This window comes from Leptospira ellinghausenii (assembly GCF_003114815.1).
Taxonomy (GTDB): Bacteria; Spirochaetota; Leptospiria; order Leptospirales; family Leptospiraceae; genus Leptospira_A; species Leptospira_A ellinghausenii.
Genome location: NZ_BFAZ01000003.1, coordinates 119808 through 142553, shown reverse-complemented (window position 1 = coordinate 142553; position 22746 = coordinate 119808). Strand labels below are relative to the sequence as shown.

The following is a 22746-nucleotide window of genomic DNA, read 5'->3' as shown; positions in this document are numbered from 1 at the left end:
GTCTTTGAACAAAGTAAAGAAAATTTTGTTCATTTTATGAACGAAAAAATCGTAAGATCCCATCCATCATCTGTTGGAAAAGCATAAGAGTCCCAACCAAAGACCAAATCCCTGCAGGAATGAGAGAAAGGAAAAGAAAAAAGGAAGATGTGGATTGGACATAATCCTCCTTTGTTTCATATAGAGAAATCCAGACTACATTGCCTTTTTTAGTTTTTGGATACCTTTGTTCCCAAGATTGCAGGAGAATTGGGAAATCTGTAGAATCTGGTAGGATTTTGGCAAACCGAGGGTGCACCCTAAGTTCTAACCACCTGTGGAAACGAAACAAATTTTGGTCCAAATAGAAGAATCGAATTGGCTCCGAGGGGTCCTGTTCTGACACAAGTGGGATCACCTCATAAAAAGAGGTATGACTCGTGTCCCTTCCCTTGGAATCGCGGGACCTATGTTGGATTGACTTCGAGAGAATTAAATTCTTGTCGAATGTGTATCCTTCTAACTCAAAAAAAACAAATCCATTCCGGGGCTCATTCTTTGGAATGGATTGGGGTGGCACTTCCCATATGGATTTTAACATTTGGAGTTCTACACGAAAGGCAAACTGAAGACCCCAAATGGAAACAAAAGAAAGGGACAAGAGAACCAACCATTTTCTTAAAATCCGAAACAAAAAAAGGACAATCGCAAAATAAACAAGGAGCGAAACAAAAACGGAAATTGAGTTTTCCCATTCTAACCATCCGAGATACCCTAAGTATGTGGAAAAAACCATCACAACGGATATGAATAGGATGGTAACTGGTTCGTTTCTTTTCATGATACCTGTACCCAAGACATGAGTGATGGCATACAATAACCTAAAATTTAGATTGTAAAGAAGATTGTACAGTTTGGTCGGAAACTTTACGAATTTTCTGCAAGTGTTCTCTAACCATCAAATTTTGCTTTTTACGATAGGATGGAAACGGGAACAAACGCTTTTCTATCTCCAGAGAATGCTATTGACTTTTCTTCCTTTTCAAAAGAAATCTACCTCAATGAAACCTAAAAAACATACGATCCCTTATGACTTTCTCATCAAACTCGTAAGTTTAGCAAAAGGACTTGTTTTCCATTCCATAGAAGAAAACTTCCCTGAAAAAAAAGAAGAATTAGAAGCCCCTTATCCCTCTGCTCTCCTTTGCAACCATGTATCTGAAGCGGACGTTGTTTCCCTTTCCATGGTTTACCCAAGACTCAATCCTAAAATCAAAATGATCATCCCTGCCAGAGAAGATATCCTCCTACCTGGATTTTTACAAAAAGAATTTCGTACAAAGGGTATCATGAAGTGGATTTTCAAATTCATCGATGCCACAAATATCATTCCAATTTTATTACGTTATATTGGAGCAGTTCCCATCAAACGCCCGTTTCGCGATAACGCAAGAGAACTCATTAAAAAAGGGGAACTTCGTGACAAAGTGGATAGTGAATGGACCGAAATGGTAACTCACATTCGTAAAGGTCGAAATTTGTTTATGTTTCCTGAAGGAACATACAACCATGATGGATTTCTAAACCAAGTCAAACGTGGTGCTTACCACATCAAATCAAAGATAGATAAACTTCATTTTAATAGTTTTACACTTACCTATGACCACTTGTCTTACCAAAAAACAAAACTATACATTAAATATGGTAAACCTTTTGAAATTCCAACGGAGATGCCAGCGGACCAAGTGGTGAAACTAGTTGCGGATACATTAGGAAAACACTATACAGTTACAATTGGAAATCTAACTTCCTTCTTATTACTCAAATTAGACAAAGAAACCAAAATCAAAAAACAACAAATTATCCAGTTATTGTCCCAATTTAAATCGCATATCGAAAACCAATTTCCAGAAATCACAATTGCTTCCGAATTACGAAAAGAAACGTTTGTTTCACAATTAGAAATACTTTTTGCCAAACTGAAAAAAGTAAATTTGATCGATTGGGAAGACGAGATCATTCGCACAAAAGAAGTTTTGTATCATATTCCCAAATCTTTACACAATTTAAAAAAATCCAATATTGTATTGTATCATAAAAACCAACTCACTGCACACTTCGCAAAATTGGAAACCATTTGGAACCAACTACCATTAGAAAAAGGATTTGAAGTAAAAACATGAAATCAATCAAACCGATCAAACTCATTTTAGTTTCCACACTTTTTTTCATCGGCTGTGGTTCGATTTCCAGAGGGTGTGCTAAATACTTTGGTTATGATGAAGTTTGTGTGGATGGAGTTCGTTACATCCAGTTTACTTCAGGTGCGAGCGTCAAATACAATCCCGATGGAACAATAGCGACTTGTCGCTAAAACTCATTTGTTTTGGGATCTACCCTACCTTTGGTGACTTCCCAAAGGAGGATGGAACCAGCACAAGAAACATTCAGTGAATTCACAACACCAAACATCGGAATTCTAACCCTTTGGTCACAGAGGGATTGTAATTGTACACTCATCCCTTTTTTTTCATTCCCTAAGACCAATAAAATTGGGGACGTAATCGAAGTGTCACGTAAATCAAATTCACCACTGGAATCGGTTCCAATCACTTTTAGTCCGCTACGTTTTTTTTCAGAATCCACAAAACGATGCAGAGCTTCAAAATTGGAAACAAACACAAGTTTTGTGTGAAACAAACTCCCTAAACTGGAACGGATGACCTTGGGATCATACACATCAATGGAATGCCCGATGACAAATACGATATCGACTAAAAATGCATCAGCGGAACGTAACAGAGTTCCAAAATTTCCATAATCACTTGGCCGATCAAATAATAGATAAAATGGTTTCTCTTTTGGTAAAAAAGAAACCTCTTTACTGAGTCCACTTAGATCAAATTGGTTTTTTATTTTGGCAGTCACGATGAGTTCAGATGGATTTTCTTTTTCTGACAGTTCTAAATACAATTCATCTTTTACTTCATATACGAGAGCATCTTTCTGGTTTTGGATCACTTCCTTCGCCCAGAAAGATAAAGCACTGTTTTCTCGAAACAAAATCCGTGTAATTTTCCAACCAGCAGTTAACAACTGCTTTATGGGTTCAGTACCTTCAACAAAAACTTCTTTTTCCTGACTCCGTTTGGTTCGGTTTGTTTGGAGCGCAGAAATGATTTGGAATTCTGCATTCCGAACCGACATCTTTAAAGGTTTCAATTTTATAATTTGATTCTTAGTTCCAAAAAAACTTTAGTTCTCTAAATGGAAACGGCAAGCCTTGTTCCTTGGTCTATCGCACGTTTTGCATCTAATTCAGAAGCAAGGTCAGCTCCCCCAATTAAGTGTACAGGAATTTTTGCTTTTTGTAAGGGTTCGAGTAAAGCACGGTTTGGGTCTTGGCCTGCACAAATCACAACGGTATCACATGGAATTTTTTTAGTTTCCCCTTTGACTTCAATGACAATTCCATCTGATTCAATCGCCTTGTAGGTAACTCCAGAAATTTGGGTTACCTTTCTATCCTCTAAAGATGTTTTATGGATCCAACCAGTTGTTTTCCCAAGTGTTGCTCCAAATTTACTATTGGAACGTTTTAACATGGTAACTTCCCGAACACCCGTTGGTGTCTCTTTGGAGCCGAGTCCCCCATCTTTATCAATGCTTTTTCGAATCCCCCATTCTTTGAGGTAATTATCAGTTGTAAACGAATGACCAGGGTCAGTGAGTAAAATACTCACATCAAATCCAATACCACCTGCACCCATCACCACTGCACGTTTTCCAACAGGTTTCCCTTTTAAAACAACGTCTACATAACTAAGAACATTTGGTCCATCGATTCCTGGTATCTCTGGAATCCTTGGGACCACACCTGTTGCAAGGACCACTTCTTCAAATCCTTGTTCGATCAATGTTTCACTGGAGATGTAAGTATTGAGTTTCACTTCGACTCCATATTTTTTTAACATCGTGCCAAAATATCGAATGGTTTCTTTAAACTCTTCTTTACCAGGGATACGCCTAGCAATATTCAATTGCCCACCTAACTCTGGTTGCGCATCAAATAGTGTTACAGAATGTCCACGTTCCGCAAGTGTTTTTGCACAAGACATCCCTCCAGGACCTGCACCAACAACTGCTACCTTTTTCACGTGATCCGTTTTTTGAATGTTTAATTCGGTTTCATGACAAGCTCTTGGGTTCACCAAACAACTTGCAGTTTTTCCTTGGAAAATATGATCTAAACATGCTTGGTTACAGGCAATACAAGTATTGATCTCTTCTGGTTTTCCTGCCATTGCCTTTTCTACAAAAAAGGAATCAGCAAGGAATGGACGTGCCATTGATACTAAATCAGCATCACCTCGAGATAAAACTGACTCGGCTACTTCAGGAGTATTAATTCGATTGGATGTAACCAGTGGAATGGAGACATGCCCTTTCACTTTTGCGGTAACCCAAGTAAAGGCAGCTCTTGGAACCATCATCGCAATTGTTGGGATTCTTGCTTCATGCCAACCGATTCCTGTGTTGATGATAGTGGCACCAGCTTTTTCAACTTCTTTTGCCAGGTGTAAAACTTCATCAATATTACCACCTTCTTCCACCAAATCTAACATCGACAGACGGTAAATGATGATAAAATCAGTTCCCACTCGTTTTCTGACTGCTTTTATGATTTCAATTGGGAATTTGATACGATTTTCAAAACTCCCTCCCCAATCATCAGTTCTGTTATTGGTTCTTTTGGCAATAAACTGATTGATAAGATAACCTTCACTGCCCATGATTTCGACTCCATCATAACCAGCTAATTTAGCTAATTCAGAACATCTAACAAAGTCATCGATGGTTTTCCAGATTTCTTCTTCTGTTAAGGGATGAGGTTTGAACATATTGATGGGCGCACGTAAATTGGAAGCACCTACAATTTTATCATGGTATCCATATCTGCCTGTATGCAAAATCTGCATGGCAATTTTTCCACCTTCTTTGTGGACTGCGTCTGTGACAACACGGTGGTGCATTGCTTCTTCTTCCGTTTCCATCACACTGCCACCCTTCGACACACGTCCGGCCTCATTCGGTGCAATGCCACCAGTCACAATGAGAGCGACTCCACCCTTTGCCCTTTCCCCATAAAAAACGGCCATACGTTCGTATCCATTCGGAGCCTCTTCAAGGCCTGTGTGCATGGAACCCATAATGGTTCGGTTTTTTAATGTAGTGAATCCAAGGGATAAAGGAGAAAGTAAAGTTGGGTAAGCTGTCATAAAGACCCAAGTGTAGAAATTCTAGGATTTTGGCAAGATTTACTTGCAATCTAAAAGAGAACGGATAAAACTTTGTCCTGTGGAAATTCTCACGGAAAATAAAAATGGGAAAAAGGGAATTCTTTTTGTAGATGATGAGTCCATCATTTTACTCAGCATGAAATCCCAAGTGAAACACCATTTTGGAGAGAGGTTCAAATACCTAACGGCAGAAAATGCCAACGAAGCCTGGGACTTAATTTTAGAATTAGAAGAAGAAGGAAATTCTGTTGCGGTCATTATCTCCGATTGGTCCATGCCAGGAATGAATGGTGATGAATTTTTACGCAAAGTTCACAAACGATTTCCATCCATAGAAAAAGTCATCATCACAGGTTTTGCCGATGAAAAATTAGTAACGGCCTTGGAAAAAGAAATTGGCCTTGTCACTTGTTTGAAAAAACCTTGGGACGAAAAGGAACTCATTACAGCCATCACACAAGCCATCGATCATGATTAACCTTTTGGTAAATAAATCGAAAATATAGTTTCTCCTGGTTTGGATGACAAATCAATCCGACCACCGTGACGTTTTATAATTTTATTCACGATATCAAGACCTAACCCACTTCCTTCTCCTGGAGGTTTGGTTGTAAAAAAAGGATCAAAGATTTTGGAACGGATCCCTGGATCAATCCCTGGTCCAGAATCTTGTAAGGATACTAGAACTTCCGTATCACAATCTTTGATTGTGATCATCAAATGTCCTTTAAATGACATAGCTTGTAAGGAATTATAAATTAGATTCGTCCAGACATGTAATAAATCGTCCGGATAACAATCTATAGGTGGAATATCATCGTAATTTTTGATTAAGGTAATTCCCCTCTTCAATTGGTTTTGGTAAATTGTGAGAACCGTCTCAATTGTCTCTTGAATGGATGCTTTTATTTTTTTTCCAATGGAATCAAAATGAGAAAAGTTCTTCAATGCATACATGATCTTAGATACACGATCTACCGCCAATTGGATGGAACGAGTGTTCCGACGGAATTGGATTTCAAGTGCTAAATAGTCGAGGAAAACTCTAAGATAATGAGACCTAAAAAGTGGTATGTATTTGTCTTCCAGTTCTCCAATCCCTAATTCCACCCATGCTTCTGCAAATTCATCAGCATCATCTGCTTTAAATCCATTTTGGATCAAAATTTCTTTGTTCCTCTTTTTACGTAACCTTTCTTCTTTTCCTGTATAAAATTCGATTGGTTGGTCAAGGTTTGAAAGAATTGTTTTGAGAATCACTTGTTCTTCTCTGGGAACACTTAGAATTGCTTCTCGAAACAATTGTGAGGCGATCCCATATCGTTTTTGCCAATCCATCATATTTTGATTGGATGCTTTTACGGCACCAATCGGATTATTAATTTCATGTGCAATCCCTGCAATTAACTGCCCAAGTGCTGCCAGTTTTTCGGATTGTACAAGTTGTTCTTGGGTACGTTTTAAATTTTCAAACGCCGTCTCCAGTTCAATTTTTTGTTTCTCAATGAGTTTGTTTTTTTCCCGTATTTCCGAATTGATTTGGCGGAGTTCTTCCACTTCTTTGAGAGGACTCAAATCAAAAATACTATACGCTATTGAATTTGTTTGGTTGTATTTAAACCGTTTGATGGAGACTAAAGCGGGAAACACTTCCCCATTTTTTCTCTTACAAAGAATCTCAATCGAATCACTCGAATTGTCTGCAATTTTCTCTCTAATTTTTTGGAGAGAGTCTGGTGTGAGTAAAGATCGGATTTTTAAATTTTTTGTGTCATCACTTGAATATCCAAATAAATTCTGAAAGGCAAAGTTAGAATCTTTTGCTCTGAGAGAATTTTCATCAAAGATCAAAAACGCTTCTGTCGAAAATTGGTAAAAAGCACGGAATCTTTCATCGGAAGTTCGGAGTGCTTCTTCAGCTAATTTAGATTCGGTGACATCGAGTAAAGTTCCCATCAATCGAACTGGTTTTCCATCTTTATCACGGATTAAATTTCCACGAGACTCTACCCAATGTACCAATCCATCCGCATGAAAAATTCGTTGTTGGATTTTGTATCCAGATCTGGAAGGATCGTCTTTTAAGAGTTGGATTTCTGCCGAGACCTTTTGTAAATCATCTAGATCATTTAAAGTGAGATACCTTTCCACAGTGATCGCGGGGCCATCTGGATCAAGTCCGTAAATCTCATAGGTTTGAGGAGACCAATAAATATTTCGTTGGTCAATGTCCCAACTCCAAATTCCCATTTTGACAGCATCCAAAGACATAAGAAGCCTAGACTCGGATTCTTTTAGGGCTAAGTTTGCTTCAATTTGTTCGGTTCGGTTGATCATCGCACCAAACATTCGATAGGCGTTACCATTTATATCATATAAAAAGATTCCATTATCTTCTATATATACATATTTTCCATCTTTGGTTCGGTATCGATACACACAGGAAAACTTTGTTTTATTCGCCATCGCCTCATCAAATAATTGAATGGCTTTCTCTTTGTCATCAGGATGGATGAGGACCATCCAAGCTTCATAACCAATGGCTCTATATTCTTCAGGAGTAAAACCAGTAATTTCTTGGATGGCACCAGCCCACTGGTTCACACCCGTTTGAATGTCCAAATCATAAACCATACTTAACGAAAGTTCGGTGATAGTTCTATACTTTGCTTCGCTATCTTCTAAAGCTTTTTGTTTTAAAACATTTTCTGTAATGTCGGTAATTAAAAATACAAGGGATCGGAGTTCTCCCACCTCGTCAAAAACAGGGGAACCATTAATGGATAAGTATTTCTTGACACCAAACGAATCTTCGATCGCATGCCGAATGTCTGTGACTGGTTTTTTCGTTTTTAATACGATATTGAAAGGTTGGTCTTCTTCTCGCCATGGACCACCATCAAGAGAAGTGTTCTTCCATTGTGGTGCATCATAGGTTCTAGAAAGTATGTCTTTGAGTTTAATGGCAAGAACAGCCTCTGATGCAGGGTTTGCATAGAGGATCTGCCCTTGTGGGTTCAGTAAAACAATCGCAGTGGAACTTACATCCATGATTGTTTTCAAAAGATCAACTTCGACATTCAGATGGTTTCCCACCTCAGTCGAAATATTAGGCATTGATCCTTCCTCGGAAGACTGCATAGTGTCCACTATGCCATAGACTTAAGATTTATGCGAATTCAATTTTACCGCCTCTATTTTTTGATATATTTTTAGCGGAAAAAATAAAAATCGATCCAAGATTTGAATGAATCGAAACAAAAAGGATGGGAAAACTTCTTTTTTGTCTCTCAAAATCCCATTCACAATTTGTTTTGCCACGGTTTCTGCTGTTTGGCTTGGGAATGGAACTGGGACTTTTTTGCCTGCTGAATCAAAAAATTGTGTCCTAGTGGCAATTGGGTAAACAATCATCGTCTGGTTTCCAGGCCTTAGTTCACATTGGTACGCATCCAGAAAGGACCGAACTGATGCTTTGGTAGCCGAATACAAGGCATAACCAGGGAGAGGCAAATGACTCATTGCAGAAGCAGTGACTACAAATAAACAAGGAGAAGTCCTGTGTTTGTTCAAACTAATTAAAGTATAAAAAGGAGAGTAAACATTGGTTCGAAAAATTCGGTCGATACGATCCCAACTTGCCTCTTGGATGATTTCATAATAAGCAAAACCTGCATTCGCAAAAAAGATATCAATCCCACCTAATTTTTTATCAGCATCCTTTAAGAGTTTATCTAAATTTTCTGGTTTTGAAACATCACATTTATAAGGAACTACATTGGGATGAGACACTACATTTTTTTCATTCAAGTCACAGGCTAAAATTTTCACGTTTTCATGTTTTAACATCTGCAAGACGGTTTCCTTTCCAATACCTGATCCTGCACCCGTAACTACAATTCTTTTGTTTTTTAATTCCATTGGCGAAACCTAACTTGTATGGATCTTGTTGAAAGTTTTTTTTAATGAGATATCTAACTTTTTTTCATATTCTTTAAAAATATGTTTACTTAGGTTTGAGACAACCTTATACTTTGTCTTCCTTGGGGATCACAATGAGTCGATTCTTTGATCAATTATTCAAATTCTTACACAGGTTCATTTCTTACAGTTTTGCCATTGTATTCTTTTCTCTCCAAGGTGCCTTTTTTGGCGCTTTTTACGCTTATTTTTTTGGATCAGCACTCATTCCTGATTTTTCCATCGAGAACCATCCTGAAGTTGTGTACGTTTTTGTATTTGCCACTTTCCTTGCTGCAGTCGGACATAGCATCGAATTTGGAATCCTAACACCTCTTGGGTATGGTGGATTTCGTAACGACTTAAAAAAACTAAATCTGTTTTTAAGATACAACGACACAATTCGCCACAAAGATATTTTAGAATTAGAAAACAATTTGAATACACTTATCCATTTACCAAAGGAGAACATGTATGCTGCCATTCGTTATGCGGTAATGGTCTTTGTTTCTGTTTCCATTACCCATATCATTTGCCAGCATCCAATGTACGAATTAGTATTGGTTTCCATTGGCTGGCTTTCTGCTGTTTTTGTTTACGGAGGTTTTTCATACATCATCTCCGATTATTTTACTGGTAACAAAAGAGTTGAGATCAAAAAAATCTTAGCATACCGAGATGTCTCGATTCATAAAAACTATGGAATCCTAAGTTTAAAGGGCAAATTTGTTTTTTTGTTAATATTAATCTTATTATCGCTCAGTGTACTTTCAGTCTTCATTTCCTTTGGGAATGCCAGTTTGTTCAAAATTACTGCCTTCATTGGGATGACATTTGTCGAGGCAGTTATATTGATTTATATGTTTTTCCAATCGATTAATTTAACATTGGAACAAATTAATGAATCAGCCAATAGCCTTGCTACTGGAGGGAGAGGTGCTCTTCCCATCTTATCCATAGACAAAGAATTTATTTTGTTTGCAGAAAATTACGAAAAGGCAACAAGAGAAGTTGGCAGGATCAGAGAAAACTTACAAGAATTAGTTGAGGCAAAAACTTCAGAATTAAGAAACAGTTTAGAAACCGTTGAAACCTTAAAAAAACAACAAGACGGAGATTATTTTTTAACTTCGCTATTAATCAAACCTCTCAGTTTGAACAAAACCATTGGTACTCATGTAAAAACAGATTTTTTGATCAAACAAAAAAAGACTTTTTTGTTCCACGGAAGGGAAAATGAAATTGGTGGAGATATTTGTATCACGCGCACCATTACGTTACGAGGCAAAGATTATACATTTTTTCTCAATGCTGATGCCATGGGAAAATCGTTACAAGGTGCTGGTGGTGTTCTTGTACTTGGAGCTGCGGTACAATCCATCTTGGAACGGTCCAATGCAGTTGAGTCAGTAAAATTATTGTATGCAGAACGATGGATCAAAAACGCATACCAAGAACTTCATCATATTTTTGAGAGCTTCGACTGCTCTATGTTAGTTTCCATGGTAATGGGCCTCATCGATGACGAAACTGGCCTTATGTATTACTTAAACGCAGAACATCCATGGTCGGTATTGTACAGAAAAGGAACTGCAGAATTTATCAAAAACAATTCGGAACTCCGCAAGTTAGGAACTCCCTTTTCCGAAAAATCACTCGAAATCTCTACATTACAATTGATTCCTGGAGATGTACTCATCCTTGGTTCTGACGGAAGGGATGATATCGAGTTTGTAACGGAAACTACAGCAAGAAAGATCAACCATGATGAAGAATTATTTTTACGACACGTAGAACGAGGGAATGGCCACTTAAAAGAAATTTATCAATCCATCCTGTCCATGGGAGAACTGACTGACGATTTAAGTCTGATGCGGATTACATTTAAAGAAAATCTGGACCAACCTCCAAGAGCCATTCGAAAAGAATCGTATGAATTGATGCGTAAAGCAAAGTCGCAAATCAAGTTGGACCAATTGGAAGAGGCAAAAACCAGTCTTTTAGAGGCAAATCGTATCAACCCAGAAAATAGAGAAATCCAAAGGGCACTGATACGCCTCCTCGTACGCATGAAAGAATACAACTTAGCAGCAGAAAAATTAAACACCTATTTAGAAGAATACCCTGGTGACACAGATTTAATTTATTTGGCATCCTTTACTTACAAACAAACGAAAGAATTTGGTAAGGCCATTGATATGGGTGAGAGAATCCGTTTGCGTAACCCTGGTCATTTATCAAATTTAATACAACTTGTTCAATTGTACCTCATTATTGGCAATCTGCCCAAGGCAGAAAAGACGTTACAACTAACATCGTTTATCCCTTCAGATACAAATCGAATTGAACAATTAAAATCTCAAATAGAGACTTTTAGACAGAAAATTGTTGATGAAATTCCGACCTAAAGGGGAAGTTATCAGAAATACCGTTTAGCATTAATTTTATGACACAGTTCCAAATTTGGTTATTTCTACTTTGTCTCTGTGTGATTTCCTTCTTCTCTTGCAATCAGTCCGATTTAGAAAACTTATGTGATCCAAAATCGGACCAATACAAAGACAGTTTACTTTTGCGTTATATTAATTTTGATGAGTCACCTCATTGTGGTGTGGTATTAAAAGTAAACCCACCAACCTACTTGATATGTCCACCCCTCATTCCCAAACGAAATGGAATTTATTTTTTTGAATCGTTTGAAACAGACGGGAATCGACTTAGTTTTTCCAGTAATCCCCCCCTCCCTCCGGGTGTGGTTTTTTCTCTTTTCGCGAACTCACTCGAAGGCACTTATAATGGTTGGAAGGCAAACCAAGTACAGTTCACAATCACAGCAAGTAACCCAAAAGGGAGTGCAAGTTGTGTTTACAAACCAGCATGGATGGGCAAAACTCCTCCAAAGACCAACATCACAGTGTGTTATAATGCAGGTGGCAATATAGATGCTACTTGTACTGGTATTCCAGGGCAAGATGGCCAACTCCAAAGAGGAATTAACACGAGTTTCGTGGGACCAACTCTTGTTTCTGGAGGTGAGATCACAACTGATTTAGTAACAGGTCTTGTATGGACAAGTTGTCACCGAGGGAGAACAGGTATTGGTTGTGGTACTCCTGGAACAGAAACTTTTACGTATGCAGGGGCTCAAACAGAATGCACAAGTTTGAATGCAGGTTCAGGATTTGCCGATCGAACGGACTGGCGTGTCCCAGAGATTGAAGAATACTTAACTACATTTGACCACACCACAGAAAATCCTTCGATCAATTCAACTTACTTTCCACAAACTGCTAGTTTTAATTATAAATCCAATACATCTAATGCAGCAAGTACGGGAGCATTTTATCCTACTTATATCCAATCTTCCATTGGATTTGGAAACTATTCCGATATGCATTACTTACGTTGTGTCGCTACACCAAGAAATACGTTTATCAAACGCTTCATCGACCAATTGGATGGAACCATTTTGGATTTAGATACTGCTCTTCTTTGGCAAAAATGTACAGCAGGCCAACCCAATGTGGCCACTTGTTCCGGTGGAACAGATAGTGCATTCCAATGGTCTGCGGCCATCAATTATTGCCAAAGTTTATCACTTGCTGGTAAAACATGGAGACTTCCCAATGCGAATGAATTAATTTCTTTAAAAGATTTCCGATTTAATTTTGGAACTCCAGGTTTTAATGCTCTTTATTTTCCCAATACGGCTTCTGCATCGTTTTGGTCTTCAAGCCCAGTCCTTGGAAATCCATCCACACAAGCATATGTCACTGATTTTGGTGGTTCTGGTGGTGGACCAACATTAAAAACTGACGCCAGCGTTCGAACTCGTTGTGTTACCGATTATTAAAGGATTCGTTTTCATTTGTTTTCCAAAATTAAAAATTGTTATGTTTCTCTTCTCTTTCTTTTATCTCTCACAACTTGTACAACCGTTGGGTTTCACCAAGAAAAAATAAGAGACTCCATTAACTTTGGAGAACAGGCGAGTTTCCGAGTCTGTGTTGTCAAAGAAACAGGAATTTTGGACAAAGATGTCGCCACTCTCTTTGAAAATTGGAACGAAGAATTAAAACTCTACCAATTAAAAGCGGTACCTAAAATTCTTTTTGAAACGGAACGACCTGGTTTTTATGGGACAGACATACTCGAATACATGATGAACATGAGAATGTCAGATGAATGTGACCGTCTTTTGTATTTAAAAGGCCGAACTTGGGGAGACATTGTTTTTGAAATTGTCACTCTCGGAATTTTTGTTGGTGTAGGTCTCAAATTAGAATTACAAGGAGCCGTAGAAGGAAACACTAATACTAGAGGTTATATTAAAGCCAAATACATTTCCACTATACAGTTGTTATTTACAAGTCCAAACTCTACTTTAGTTCATGAAGGTTATCATTTACTTGGATGTGGACACCAATTATTCATGAAAGAATGTTATGAAAAAATCCGTGATGTGAAATTATTACTAGCTGATCCAGAACGAGATCCAAATTTTTTTCCCGTCATAAACACTTCTGGAAAAAAGATCTTAAAAAGACCGAATTGAGTTCGACGCAATATCAAAAACTTTACCAAATTCGATGCGGATATTTCCGCAAGTAATCTTTGGGGATTTTTCTAAACTTGATTGCGATTCGAATGCGATTGCCAGTAACGTCCAATTTAGAATGTTTATTCTCCGAAATCTCACTCTGTTCATTTTTGTTATTTTTTTATCACATTGCACAAATGGAAATATCTCTAACAATTGTGATGTGACCTCGGATTCATTTTTAAATTCCTTACTCTTACGATTTGCCGTGAATGACAGAAGTAATCTATGTGGTTACAAAGTTCGAATACCTGCCTGTTCCTTAAGTTATGAAGAAACACATTTGCCTGAGAACTGGATCCAAGTGAAACAAGAAGTAGAAACTCAATTTGCTCTTGGCTCGAGTGGAACTGAAACCTTAATCCAATACAATTTAAATACAGTTGCATCGGTAACTGGCGCTGCCTCAACGGCCTTCCAAGGTGCACTCAGTGCACCAAATGGAAATGTTTATCTATTACCTTATAACTCACCCAAAATAGTCGCCATTGACCCTAAAACAAAAAACTATGAATTAGCAGCGACTGTTCCTGGAGCTGTGGATTTTATTGGTGGAACCTTAGGTCCAAATGGTATCATTTACCTTTCCCCTCATACCAATAATTCATTTTTCAAATTTGATACAACAAACAAAACATTGACGAACATTGCATCTATATCCATGGGAGGAGCTGCTTATAATGGTGGAGTCTTTGCTCCCAATGGAAAAATTTATTACGTGCCCAGTGGGGAATCAACAATCCGGTATTATGACACGAAAAAAGGAACCATTGGTTCAGTAACAACACCAGTAAGTGGAGGAATCTTCGCCAATGGTGTGTTAACTCCCGAAGGAAAAATATACTTTATCCCTCATACGGCAACCAATATCCATATCCTCGACATATTTACAGAAACGGTCACAACAATTCCCTTTTCGTTTGGTGGTGCCAGTAATTATATTTCAGGAATTTACACACCTAACGGCCGTATTTATATCATTCCTTATAATGCTTCAACAGTGTATTATGTGGACACGAAAGATAACGACAAAGTTGTCAATGTTGGAACCATTCCAAGCGCAAGCACGGCAATGTTTAACGGAGTCGTACTTTCACCTAATGGAAAACTCTATCCTATTCCCTTAAATTATGCGAATTTTCTCTCCATTGATTCCAATTCCTCTGAAATCAAAGTGTTAATGGCAAATCCAAATACAAATTCCTACCGTGGTGGTGCCATCGGGCAGAATGGTGAAATTTACCTCTCTCCCCATAGTGCCAACCGGTTTGACTTACTCGACACAAAATCGAATGGAAGTTTTTGTGATTCCTTGAGGCTTTCGCCATATTGGAATAAATTTTAGTCGAAATAATCACTAATCTTCACTAATTTTTTCGTCCAATGGTTCTTAAGAAGTTAGCGATTCATCTGGAATGGCTACTGATTCCTTATGAACGAAACGATCCATCAATCAGAGATCTTTTATTCCTTCGCAAACCAATTGCCCTATTCCGTTTTTTTATTTGAATCAAAATCCCAAACGTTTGCTAAAGAGAATTCTCTATTATTTTCAAACTCCAAAGCGATAGAACTCCAAAGGACTCCTAAACTTGGGAGTATTGATTTAAACATTGGATCTTTATTTCCATTTTTATTTGAAACAGAATTATTTCACGAAATCCAAGCTGGTTGGAATGATCACAAACAATGGGAAGAAGTGATGACAAAGAATACATTCCACTACTTTGGAATCCAAAATCAAACTTACTTACTCAAATTAACTCGATTGGATTCGATCCATTATACAATTTCTATGGAAGAGTTAACAGATGCCATCCTTGCAGAAAAAATCCTAAGACAAAAAGAGACGAAACTCGATCGTTTACTAAAGACAATGATCAACGGTGTGGTTGTTGTGAATTTGGAAGGACAAATCCTTTACGCAAATGAAAGTGCATCCGAAATTTTAGATTTGGAATTGGAAAAAATTGAAAACCGATACTTTAGTTCAAAGGAATGGAAACAAATCAATGAAGATGGAAGCCCATTCCCAACTGACAAACTACCGTTAGCTCTAGCTCTTGGAAAACAGATAACAGTCTATAATTGTGAACATGGAATCATTTCGGAAGATGGTCATGTAAAATGGCTAAACGTAAATGCGACTCCGCTTTTTGATGAACATGGAAATTTAGAAGGAGCCACAGCAAGTTTTTTAGATATCACCGAATTAAAAAACACACAAAATACAATCGAACAACAAAATCGAAAACTAACCTCTGTTCTAAATGCAATTGAAAGATCTGCCATTGTAAGTGTCACAAATCCTGAAGGAATCATCATACGAGCAAATTCAAAATTTATTAAAATTTCTGGATTTGAAGAATCCGAAATCATAGGATCGGACCATAAAATCCTTAGTTCGGATTATCATAAAAAAGAATTTTGGCAAGGACTTTGGGAACAGATCAAAAATGGAAAAACCTGGGAGGGGGTCATTAAAAACAAATCCAAAGATGGCACTTATTTTTGGCTTCAAACCTTTATCCACCCTTTATACAATCTTCAAGATGAAATTGAAGCATATCTATCCATACGATTTAATATAACAGAAGAAATTGAAGCCCTGGAAAATACAAATCGTATGTTACATTTCACAGGCATCCAAAACAATCGATTACAAAACTTTGCTTACATTGTATCTCACAACATAAGACAACATTCATCCAATTTTACTTCTCTCATCCAGTTATTGGAAGAATCAAAATCAGAAGAAGATAAAAAGAATCTAGTCGAAATGTTACATGTTTCCTCCATCCAATTAGAAGAAACCATTTCCCATCTAAACGATATCATCTCCATCAACCAAACATTGAATAAACCTATGGAATTTTGTTCCTTAAAAAAAGAAGTGGATAAAACTCTATCCATACTCAGTGGTTCCATTGAATTACGAAAGATCCAAGTGGATGTACAAATTCCAGAAGGCCTTACCATAAGAACCATCCCTTCTTATTTAGAAAGCATCTTACTCAACCTTATATCGAATGCCGTAAAATATGTTCGTTTGAAACAAGGTGCTTGGATCAAAGTAGGAATCGAAGAAAATAATGAACAAATCACCATTTTGGTCGAAGACAATGGTCTTGGGATCAATTTGGAGAAACATGGGAACAAAATCTTCGGGATGTTCAAAACATTCCACCGCAACGAAGATGCGAGAGGAATTGGCCTATTTATCACCAAATCACAAGTAGAAGTTCTTGGTGGTGAGATCATTGTGGAAAGTGAAGAACAGAAAGGTTCACGTTTTTTTGTACGGCTCCCCAAAAACCCAGAAGAAACTCTTCGGGTGTAAAAAGGAAATCAGATTCATCCATCACCTTTCACTTCACACTTCTTGCGTTCCCACTCTTCTCTTTGTTCACTTCCTTTCAATCCGTCTTGACAATCTCACCCAACCCTTGAGGCTTACCCTAGTGATCCGTTGGCGAAAGCTTTCGGACGAACCAATGACATAAGGAAATCCATGAAAGTCCACGAATACCAGGCCAAAGAAATCCTACGTAGACACAATGCCAACGTTCCATTCGGAAAGGTCATCGACACAGTCGGTGATTTCGAAAAGGCATATAGCGAAGTTGTCCAAAAATCACCAGTAGTGGTGGTAAAAGCCCAAATCCACGCAGGTGGACGAGGAAAAGGTGGCGGAGTTAAGGTCGCAAAGACAAAAGACGATGCCAAAGCAGCAGCTGAGAAAATTCTCGGAATGCAACTCATCACTCCTCAAACGGGTCCAGAAGGGAAAAAAGTCCTCAAAGTCTATTTAGAACAAGGACTTGAAATCGCAAAAGAATATTACCTTTCCATCCTTCTCGACAGAGCAATTCGCAAAACCATTATCATGGCTTCTACAGAAGGTGGTATGGAAATTGAAGAAGTTGCTGAAACTCACCCAGAAAAAATCATCAAAATCCAAATTGATCCAGGGATCGGAATCCAAGGTTCCCAAGTCAGAGAACTCGCGTTTGCTCTTGGAATCCCTGCGGAAGCACAAAAATCATTCACTGCTCTTGTGAATTCTGTCTACAATGCTTACATCAAAGAAGATGCAGCACTTTTAGAGATCAACCCCCTCATCCTTACCAAACAAAACGAAATCATTGCAGGTGACTGTAAGATGGACTTGGATGAAAACGCACTCTATCGTCACCCAGACAACGAAGCACTCCGCGACATTTCGGAAGAAGATCCTTACGAAGTAAAAGCAAAAGAATACAACCTCAACTACGTGAAGTTAGATGGAAATATCGGTTGTATGGTGAATGGTGCCGGTCTTGCGATGGCAACTATGGACATCGTAAAACTTGCTGGTGCAGAACCTGCAAACTTCCTTGACGTCGGAGGTGGAGCAAACCCGACCACTGTGGAAAACGGATTTAGACTCATCCTTTCCGATCCAAATGTGAAAGGAATTTTTGTGAACGTATTTGGTGGTATCGTACGATGTGACCGTGTTGCGGTTGGTATCATCGAAGCTACTAAAAAAGTAAACGTAACGGTACCGGTAGTGGTTCGATTGAAAGGAACCAACGCAGAAGAAGGGAAAAAAATCCTGAACGAATCTGGTATGAACATTGTTGGAGTAGAAGGACTCCGTGACGCGGCAGACAAAATTGTCTCCCTAATCAAAAAATAGGAAACTAAAAACATGGCTGTATTAGTAGATGAAAATACAAGAGTCGTTGTACAAGGGATCACTGGAAAAGAAGGATCCTTTCATGCAACGCAAATGTTAGAATATGGTACTAAAGTAGTTGCAGGTGTTACACCAGGAAAGGGTGGACAAATTTGGACTTCTGAGTTTGGAAAAACTGCCCCTGTCCGCAATACCATCAAAGACGCAATGAAGGAAGACGGGGCAAACGCGGCTGTTATTTTTGTTCCCCCTCCATTTGCAGCGGATGCCATCCTAGAAGGAATCTTTGCCGAAATCCCTCTTGTGGTTTGTATCACAGAGGGTATCCCAACTCACGACATGTTAAAAGTGTACAGTGTGTTACGTAATTCAAAAACAAAACTTGTGGGACCAAACTGCCCAGGTGTCATTAACCCTCGTTACAACGTAAAAATGGGAATTATGCCAGGTTTTATCCACACCCCAGGAAATATCGGAATCGTTTCTCGTTCTGGAACCTTAACGTATGAATCTGTTGCTTCCCTCACTTCGGCAGGCCTTGGCCAGTCCACTTGTATCGGAATCGGGGGAGACCCAGTTCCAGGGATGAACCACGTAGAAGCGGTTCGTCTCCTGAACGAAGACCCGGATACAGAAGGGATCGTGATGATTGGTGAAATTGGTGGAACTTCGGAAGAAGAAGCTGCTGCTTACATCAAAGCTCATGTGAAAAAACCAGTTGTTGGTTTTATTGCAGGTCAAACTGCTCCTCCAGGAAAACGTATGGGTCATGCCGGTGCGATCATTTCTGGGGGAATGGGAACTGCCACTTCCAAAATTGCTGCCATGCAAGATGCTGGTGTGAGCATTTGTGCTCATATTGGGGAAGTGGGAGATAAAATGAAATTGGCCCTTAAAAAATAAGGGCTTTTTTCAAAAAAAACAACTTTGCAGGGGAAATGAGGAGTCTGAATTAAGAGTATGGAACAACGTTCATGGGTTTCTAGTGCATTGGTTCTCTTCATTTCCTTCGGCCTTCTCGCTGCCGAATCGGACGAAAAAGGGTTTACCTTAAGTTTAAAGGATGCGGTTCGGTATGCGATTGAAAACAACCGCGAAGTGTTACAAGCACGTTTGGAATTAGCAAAAGCTGATACCAATTTAATGAAATTTGAAGCCAAGTATTCTTGGCGTGCGATTTCCAAAGCTGAAATCGACCAAAAGAAGTTCCCTTTTAACCAAAACAACATCTTTACGGGAACAAAAACCCAAACCAACACTTACAGTGCTGGGATTGAAAAACTTTTCACAACAGGAACTTACTTCAAACTAGAAGCAAGGTCACAACGTTTTGACTCAAACGCGTTTGAAAACCCGAACCAAACTCCAGCTGGATTTACGGCACTCGGCCTCCCTCCTCTTTATACGGATTCCTTATCCGTTACCATTGCCCAAGACTTACTTAAAAATGCGTTTGGTGCCAATGAAAGGAATATGGAAAAAATCCTTGAAAACCAAACAGAGATCATGCGGGAACAAATGGAAGACCAAGTTGCTTCCAAGGTAGTATCTACACTTGTTGATTATTGGAATTACTCTGTAAAAGAATCGGGATACCAAACGTTTGAACAATTATTGAAAAATACAAAAAATGTAAGGGATTTAACGATTCGCAAACAAGGACTTGGACTTTCGGAAAGTTTCGAAGTGAACCAATGGAATGCCCTACTTTCCCAAGTGGAAGGCCAAATGGCCCAAGCGAGTGCAGAAAAGGAAGAAGCTAGACGAAAACTCATTCGTTCCCTGAACCTTCCTGAAGACACTGTCTTCCAGAAAACAACTCCACTTTCAGAAACCTTACCAGACAAATTGGACTACCAATCTGATATCGACTACGCATACAAACACAGAGCTGATTTCCGTGCCATCCAAAGGAAAAAAGAAAACGCAGAACTTGCCATGAAGATGGCAAAAAACGAAGCCCTACCTTCCTTAAAAGCTGCAGGAACTTATGGTTACCAAGCTCAAAATACCATTAGCCCTCAAAATAATTATTCAGACAACCGCAATGGTGTTTTTTCTTACCAATACCCAGTGATGCAAGGGTCTCTTGACTTAAGTTACCCAATCATGGACAAGGGGGTCAAAGTGGGTATCCGTGATGCTGAAATCCAAAAAAGACAGGTTTCATTAGAAGAAGCTGATTTGGTCAAAGCCGTTTCGGATGATGTCAAAACAAGAATTGATATCTTAAAAGCATCATTTCGTGTGATGGAAAATGCAAAACGTACGGAAGAAGAATCCAAAAAATACTATAATGGTGTTTTACGTTCCTTCCAACAAGGAAGGTTCAATGCACTTGCCGTAAAAAATGCATTGGACACATTGGTACAAGACCAGTTATCACTCGTAAGAGCGAAAGTTGACTACAACATCAATTTACACAGATACTATGTTGCAAAAAATGCATTATTCGAAGAATACGGAGTGGACCGAGCCAAACTCCTTCCTGAAAATCTTTAAGAAAAAAACGGGAGGTAACGTTTGATTCGCTCCCGTGTTTTTTTTGTCATTGGTTTTCTTTTTTTACTCGTTATCCTTTTTACTTATACCTTTGTTGATTTCCGAGAAAGAGATGATAAAGCATACGATCTCTACCAATCAGGTTCCTATTTTAAAGTTTTAAAACTGTACAAGGAATCCGAAATTCCAACAAGTGAGTTAGAATTAACGATTTTATCCCAATCTTTATCCCAATTGGAAAAACAAATCAATGGGAAAGACAACCAAAAAGAACTCTTACAGTTTTTCCAAAAAAGGAATGATACGAAACTTTTAGAATGGGACACCACAAGAGGGACGTATTACCATATTGAGGATCCGTATTTTTCTCATTTGAAAAAACATGGTACTGGTTACAAACGTGCTCTCATCACAAAAATCAATTCCATCATCAAACCCATACCGAAAGCGGAAGTCACACATTTCCTACTTTTATTGATTTTAGAAGATCCAAGAGGAATGGAAGAAAGTTTTAGTGATGCGTTATCACATTTACTTACTTTTCCTTTTGAACCCATTGGAGAAATTGAAACAGGTTTTCTCTTACAAACTTTACATTTTTTATCACAAATTTCAGGAACCAATCTTTACCACCAAACATCTACAATACGTGGAAAAAATGTAAACCTTCGTAGTGGACCTGGAAGGGAAAATAGTGAAGTGGGAAAAGTAAGTGAACCAGAACCAACTATCTGTTTGGAAGAAGATGGTGCAGAAGAAACCATCGCCGGAAACGAAGGGCATTGGAAACGATGTTATTTTCCAAACACACAAAAAACAGCATGGGTTTTTTCTGGGTTTTTAAAGGAAACCTTAGCGGATGAAACTCTCACAAGTGAATTTGAAAAACGTTTCAAAGCCGTAGACAACGAGATTCGGATTGATTTTGAAGGTTGGGACGGAAAAAAAATCCCGCAAACATTTTTCGGAAACTACATTCCGAGAGAATCCATTCGTGTGTATGGAGAAACAGGATTTCCCATTTATGGATCGGACACCAAAAACCCAAGTTCACAAAGGATCTGTAAAAAACTTTCAGGGAATAAAAACTATTTTGAATTCTCTTTTATGCCAACCGATTCAGAGAACCCCATTCCCTTTATCGAAATTCACGTCCAATACAACCACTTAGAACATTTAGCATACTCGATCTCTCTCGACCAAACTTCGATTTGGGTCAATAAAAATCGTTATGTCCTCGACGGTGCCAAAAGGAGAGAAAATCTGTCCTTACATATAGAAAACAGGCAAGGTGATAAATGGAACGCAAGCCTATGGAGGAGGAACACTGGCCTCATCCAATCCATTCGATCCTATCCTCTCTCAGAAGCCATGCTCGAAGCTGGCAAGTATTCTTGGGAGATTTGCCTTCCGCTTGCGACCAAACCAAGCAGAGATCATGTCTTATTATTTGAAGTGAGAACAGGAATCCATTAGAGGAGAAATTATGGCAACTTACGACTACCATTGTAACACATGCGGAAAAGACTTTGAACACGTACAATCCATGAAAGAAGATGCTTTGACGGAATGCCTTTGTGGACAAAAAGGATCAGTGGAAAGACGTATTTCGGCGAGTGCGGGGATCATTTTCAAAGGATCAGGATTTTACGTCACCGACTACAAAAAAGAAAGTACCCCATCCACACCTACTAGTAGCGATTCTGGTAACGCATAAAAGGACC

General features: G+C 38.6%; 18 protein-coding genes. 13 read left to right on the top strand and 5 right to left on the bottom strand.

Going from position 1 to position 22746, the window contains the following annotated elements; translation table 11 throughout:
- Nucleotides 1-34: 34 nt before the first annotated feature.
- Nucleotides 35-820: a hypothetical protein gene (locus tag DI076_RS02910; RefSeq protein WP_135358374.1), complete on the bottom strand. Its 786-nt coding sequence runs from the start codon at nt 818-820 to the stop codon at nt 35-37.
- A gap of 220 nt (nt 821-1040) precedes the next feature.
- Between DI076_RS02910 and DI076_RS02905 the strand changes: the two genes are divergently transcribed.
- Both DI076_RS02905 and DI076_RS02900 read left to right on the top strand, forming a co-directional pair.
- A complete protein-coding gene (locus DI076_RS02905; protein WP_108958535.1) occupies nt 1041-2162 on the top strand; it encodes a lysophospholipid acyltransferase family protein in 1122 nt (373 codons plus the stop codon).
- Nucleotides 2159-2353: a hypothetical protein gene (locus DI076_RS02900; protein ID WP_108958534.1), complete on the top strand. Its 195-nt coding sequence runs from the start codon at nt 2159-2161 to the stop codon at nt 2351-2353. Before DI076_RS02905 ends, DI076_RS02900 begins: the two co-directional genes overlap by 4 nt.
- On the opposite strand, the gene DI076_RS02895 is transcribed toward DI076_RS02900, so the two are convergent.
- Together DI076_RS02895 and DI076_RS02890 are read right to left on the bottom strand one after the other, a co-directional pair.
- Nucleotides 2350-3186, bottom strand: a complete 837-nt coding sequence (locus DI076_RS02895) for a TrmH family RNA methyltransferase (protein ID WP_108958533.1) — start codon at nt 3184-3186, stop codon at nt 2350-2352. The two genes, DI076_RS02900 and DI076_RS02895, sit on opposite strands and share 4 nt — an antisense overlap.
- Before the next feature lie 56 nt (nt 3187-3242).
- On the bottom strand, nt 3243-5258 hold the full coding sequence (locus DI076_RS02890) for an NADPH-dependent 2,4-dienoyl-CoA reductase (protein WP_108958532.1): 2016 nt from the start codon (nt 5256-5258) through the stop codon (nt 3243-3245).
- A gap of 79 nt (nt 5259-5337) precedes the next feature.
- Here DI076_RS02890 and DI076_RS02885 point away from each other — a divergent pair, with 79 nt between their 5' ends.
- A complete protein-coding gene (locus DI076_RS02885; protein WP_108958674.1) occupies nt 5338-5757 on the top strand; it encodes a response regulator in 420 nt (139 codons plus the stop codon).
- Here DI076_RS02885 and DI076_RS02880 read toward each other — a convergent pair.
- Complete coding sequence (locus DI076_RS02880; RefSeq protein ID WP_245918235.1) at nt 5754-8396, bottom strand: PAS domain S-box protein; 2643 nt, start codon at nt 8394-8396, stop codon at nt 5754-5756. The genes DI076_RS02885 and DI076_RS02880 overlap by 4 nt on opposite strands.
- Nucleotides 8397-8441: 45 nt before the next feature.
- On the bottom strand, nt 8442-9200 hold the full coding sequence (locus DI076_RS02875) for an SDR family NAD(P)-dependent oxidoreductase (RefSeq protein WP_108958530.1): 759 nt from the start codon (nt 9198-9200) through the stop codon (nt 8442-8444).
- A 134-nt stretch (nt 9201-9334) separates the two neighbouring features.
- Here DI076_RS02875 and DI076_RS02870 point away from each other — a divergent pair, with 134 nt between their 5' ends.
- The 10 genes from DI076_RS02870 (at nt 9335) to DI076_RS02825 (ending at nt 22739) form a co-directional block, all read left to right on the top strand.
- Nucleotides 9335-11647, top strand: a complete 2313-nt coding sequence (locus tag DI076_RS02870) for a PP2C family protein-serine/threonine phosphatase (RefSeq protein ID WP_108958529.1) — start codon at nt 9335-9337, stop codon at nt 11645-11647.
- A gap of 38 nt (nt 11648-11685) precedes the next feature.
- Nucleotides 11686-13092: an Lcl C-terminal domain-containing protein gene (locus DI076_RS02865; RefSeq protein ID WP_108958528.1), complete on the top strand. Its 1407-nt coding sequence runs from the start codon at nt 11686-11688 to the stop codon at nt 13090-13092.
- Between the two features lie 15 nt (nt 13093-13107).
- Nucleotides 13108-13794 (top strand): hypothetical protein, encoded by a 687-nt coding sequence (locus DI076_RS02860; RefSeq protein ID WP_245918233.1) that lies wholly within the window; start codon nt 13108-13110, stop codon nt 13792-13794.
- 121 nt (nt 13795-13915) lie between these two features.
- Nucleotides 13916-15184, top strand: a complete 1269-nt coding sequence (locus tag DI076_RS02855; RefSeq protein WP_108958672.1) for a Vgb family protein — start codon at nt 13916-13918, stop codon at nt 15182-15184.
- An 87-nt stretch (nt 15185-15271) separates the two neighbouring features.
- Nucleotides 15272-17179 carry a sensor histidine kinase gene (locus DI076_RS02850; protein ID WP_108958527.1) on the top strand — a complete coding sequence of 636 codons (1908 nt, stop codon included), beginning with the start codon at nt 15272-15274 and terminating at the stop codon, nt 17177-17179.
- A gap of 171 nt (nt 17180-17350) precedes the next feature.
- Complete coding sequence (sucC, locus tag DI076_RS02845; protein ID WP_108958526.1) at nt 17351-18520, top strand: ADP-forming succinate--CoA ligase subunit beta; 1170 nt, start codon at nt 17351-17353, stop codon at nt 18518-18520.
- Nucleotides 18521-18532: 12 nt separating this feature from the next.
- A complete protein-coding gene (gene sucD / locus DI076_RS02840) occupies nt 18533-19423 on the top strand; it encodes a succinate--CoA ligase subunit alpha (RefSeq protein ID WP_108958525.1) in 891 nt (296 codons plus the stop codon).
- A gap of 57 nt (nt 19424-19480) precedes the next feature.
- The gene (locus DI076_RS02835) at nt 19481-21022 is read left to right on the top strand and encodes a TolC family protein (RefSeq protein ID WP_108958524.1); all 1542 of its coding nucleotides are present in this window, start codon (nt 19481-19483) and stop codon (nt 21020-21022) included.
- Nucleotides 21023-21043: 21 nt separating this feature from the next.
- Nucleotides 21044-22498 carry an SH3 domain-containing protein gene (locus DI076_RS02830; protein ID WP_108958523.1) on the top strand — a complete coding sequence of 485 codons (1455 nt, stop codon included), beginning with the start codon at nt 21044-21046 and terminating at the stop codon, nt 22496-22498.
- Between the two features lie 10 nt (nt 22499-22508).
- On the top strand, nt 22509-22739 hold the full coding sequence (locus DI076_RS02825) for an FmdB family zinc ribbon protein (RefSeq protein ID WP_108958522.1): 231 nt from the start codon (nt 22509-22511) through the stop codon (nt 22737-22739).
- Nucleotides 22740-22746: the final 7 nt, after the last annotated feature.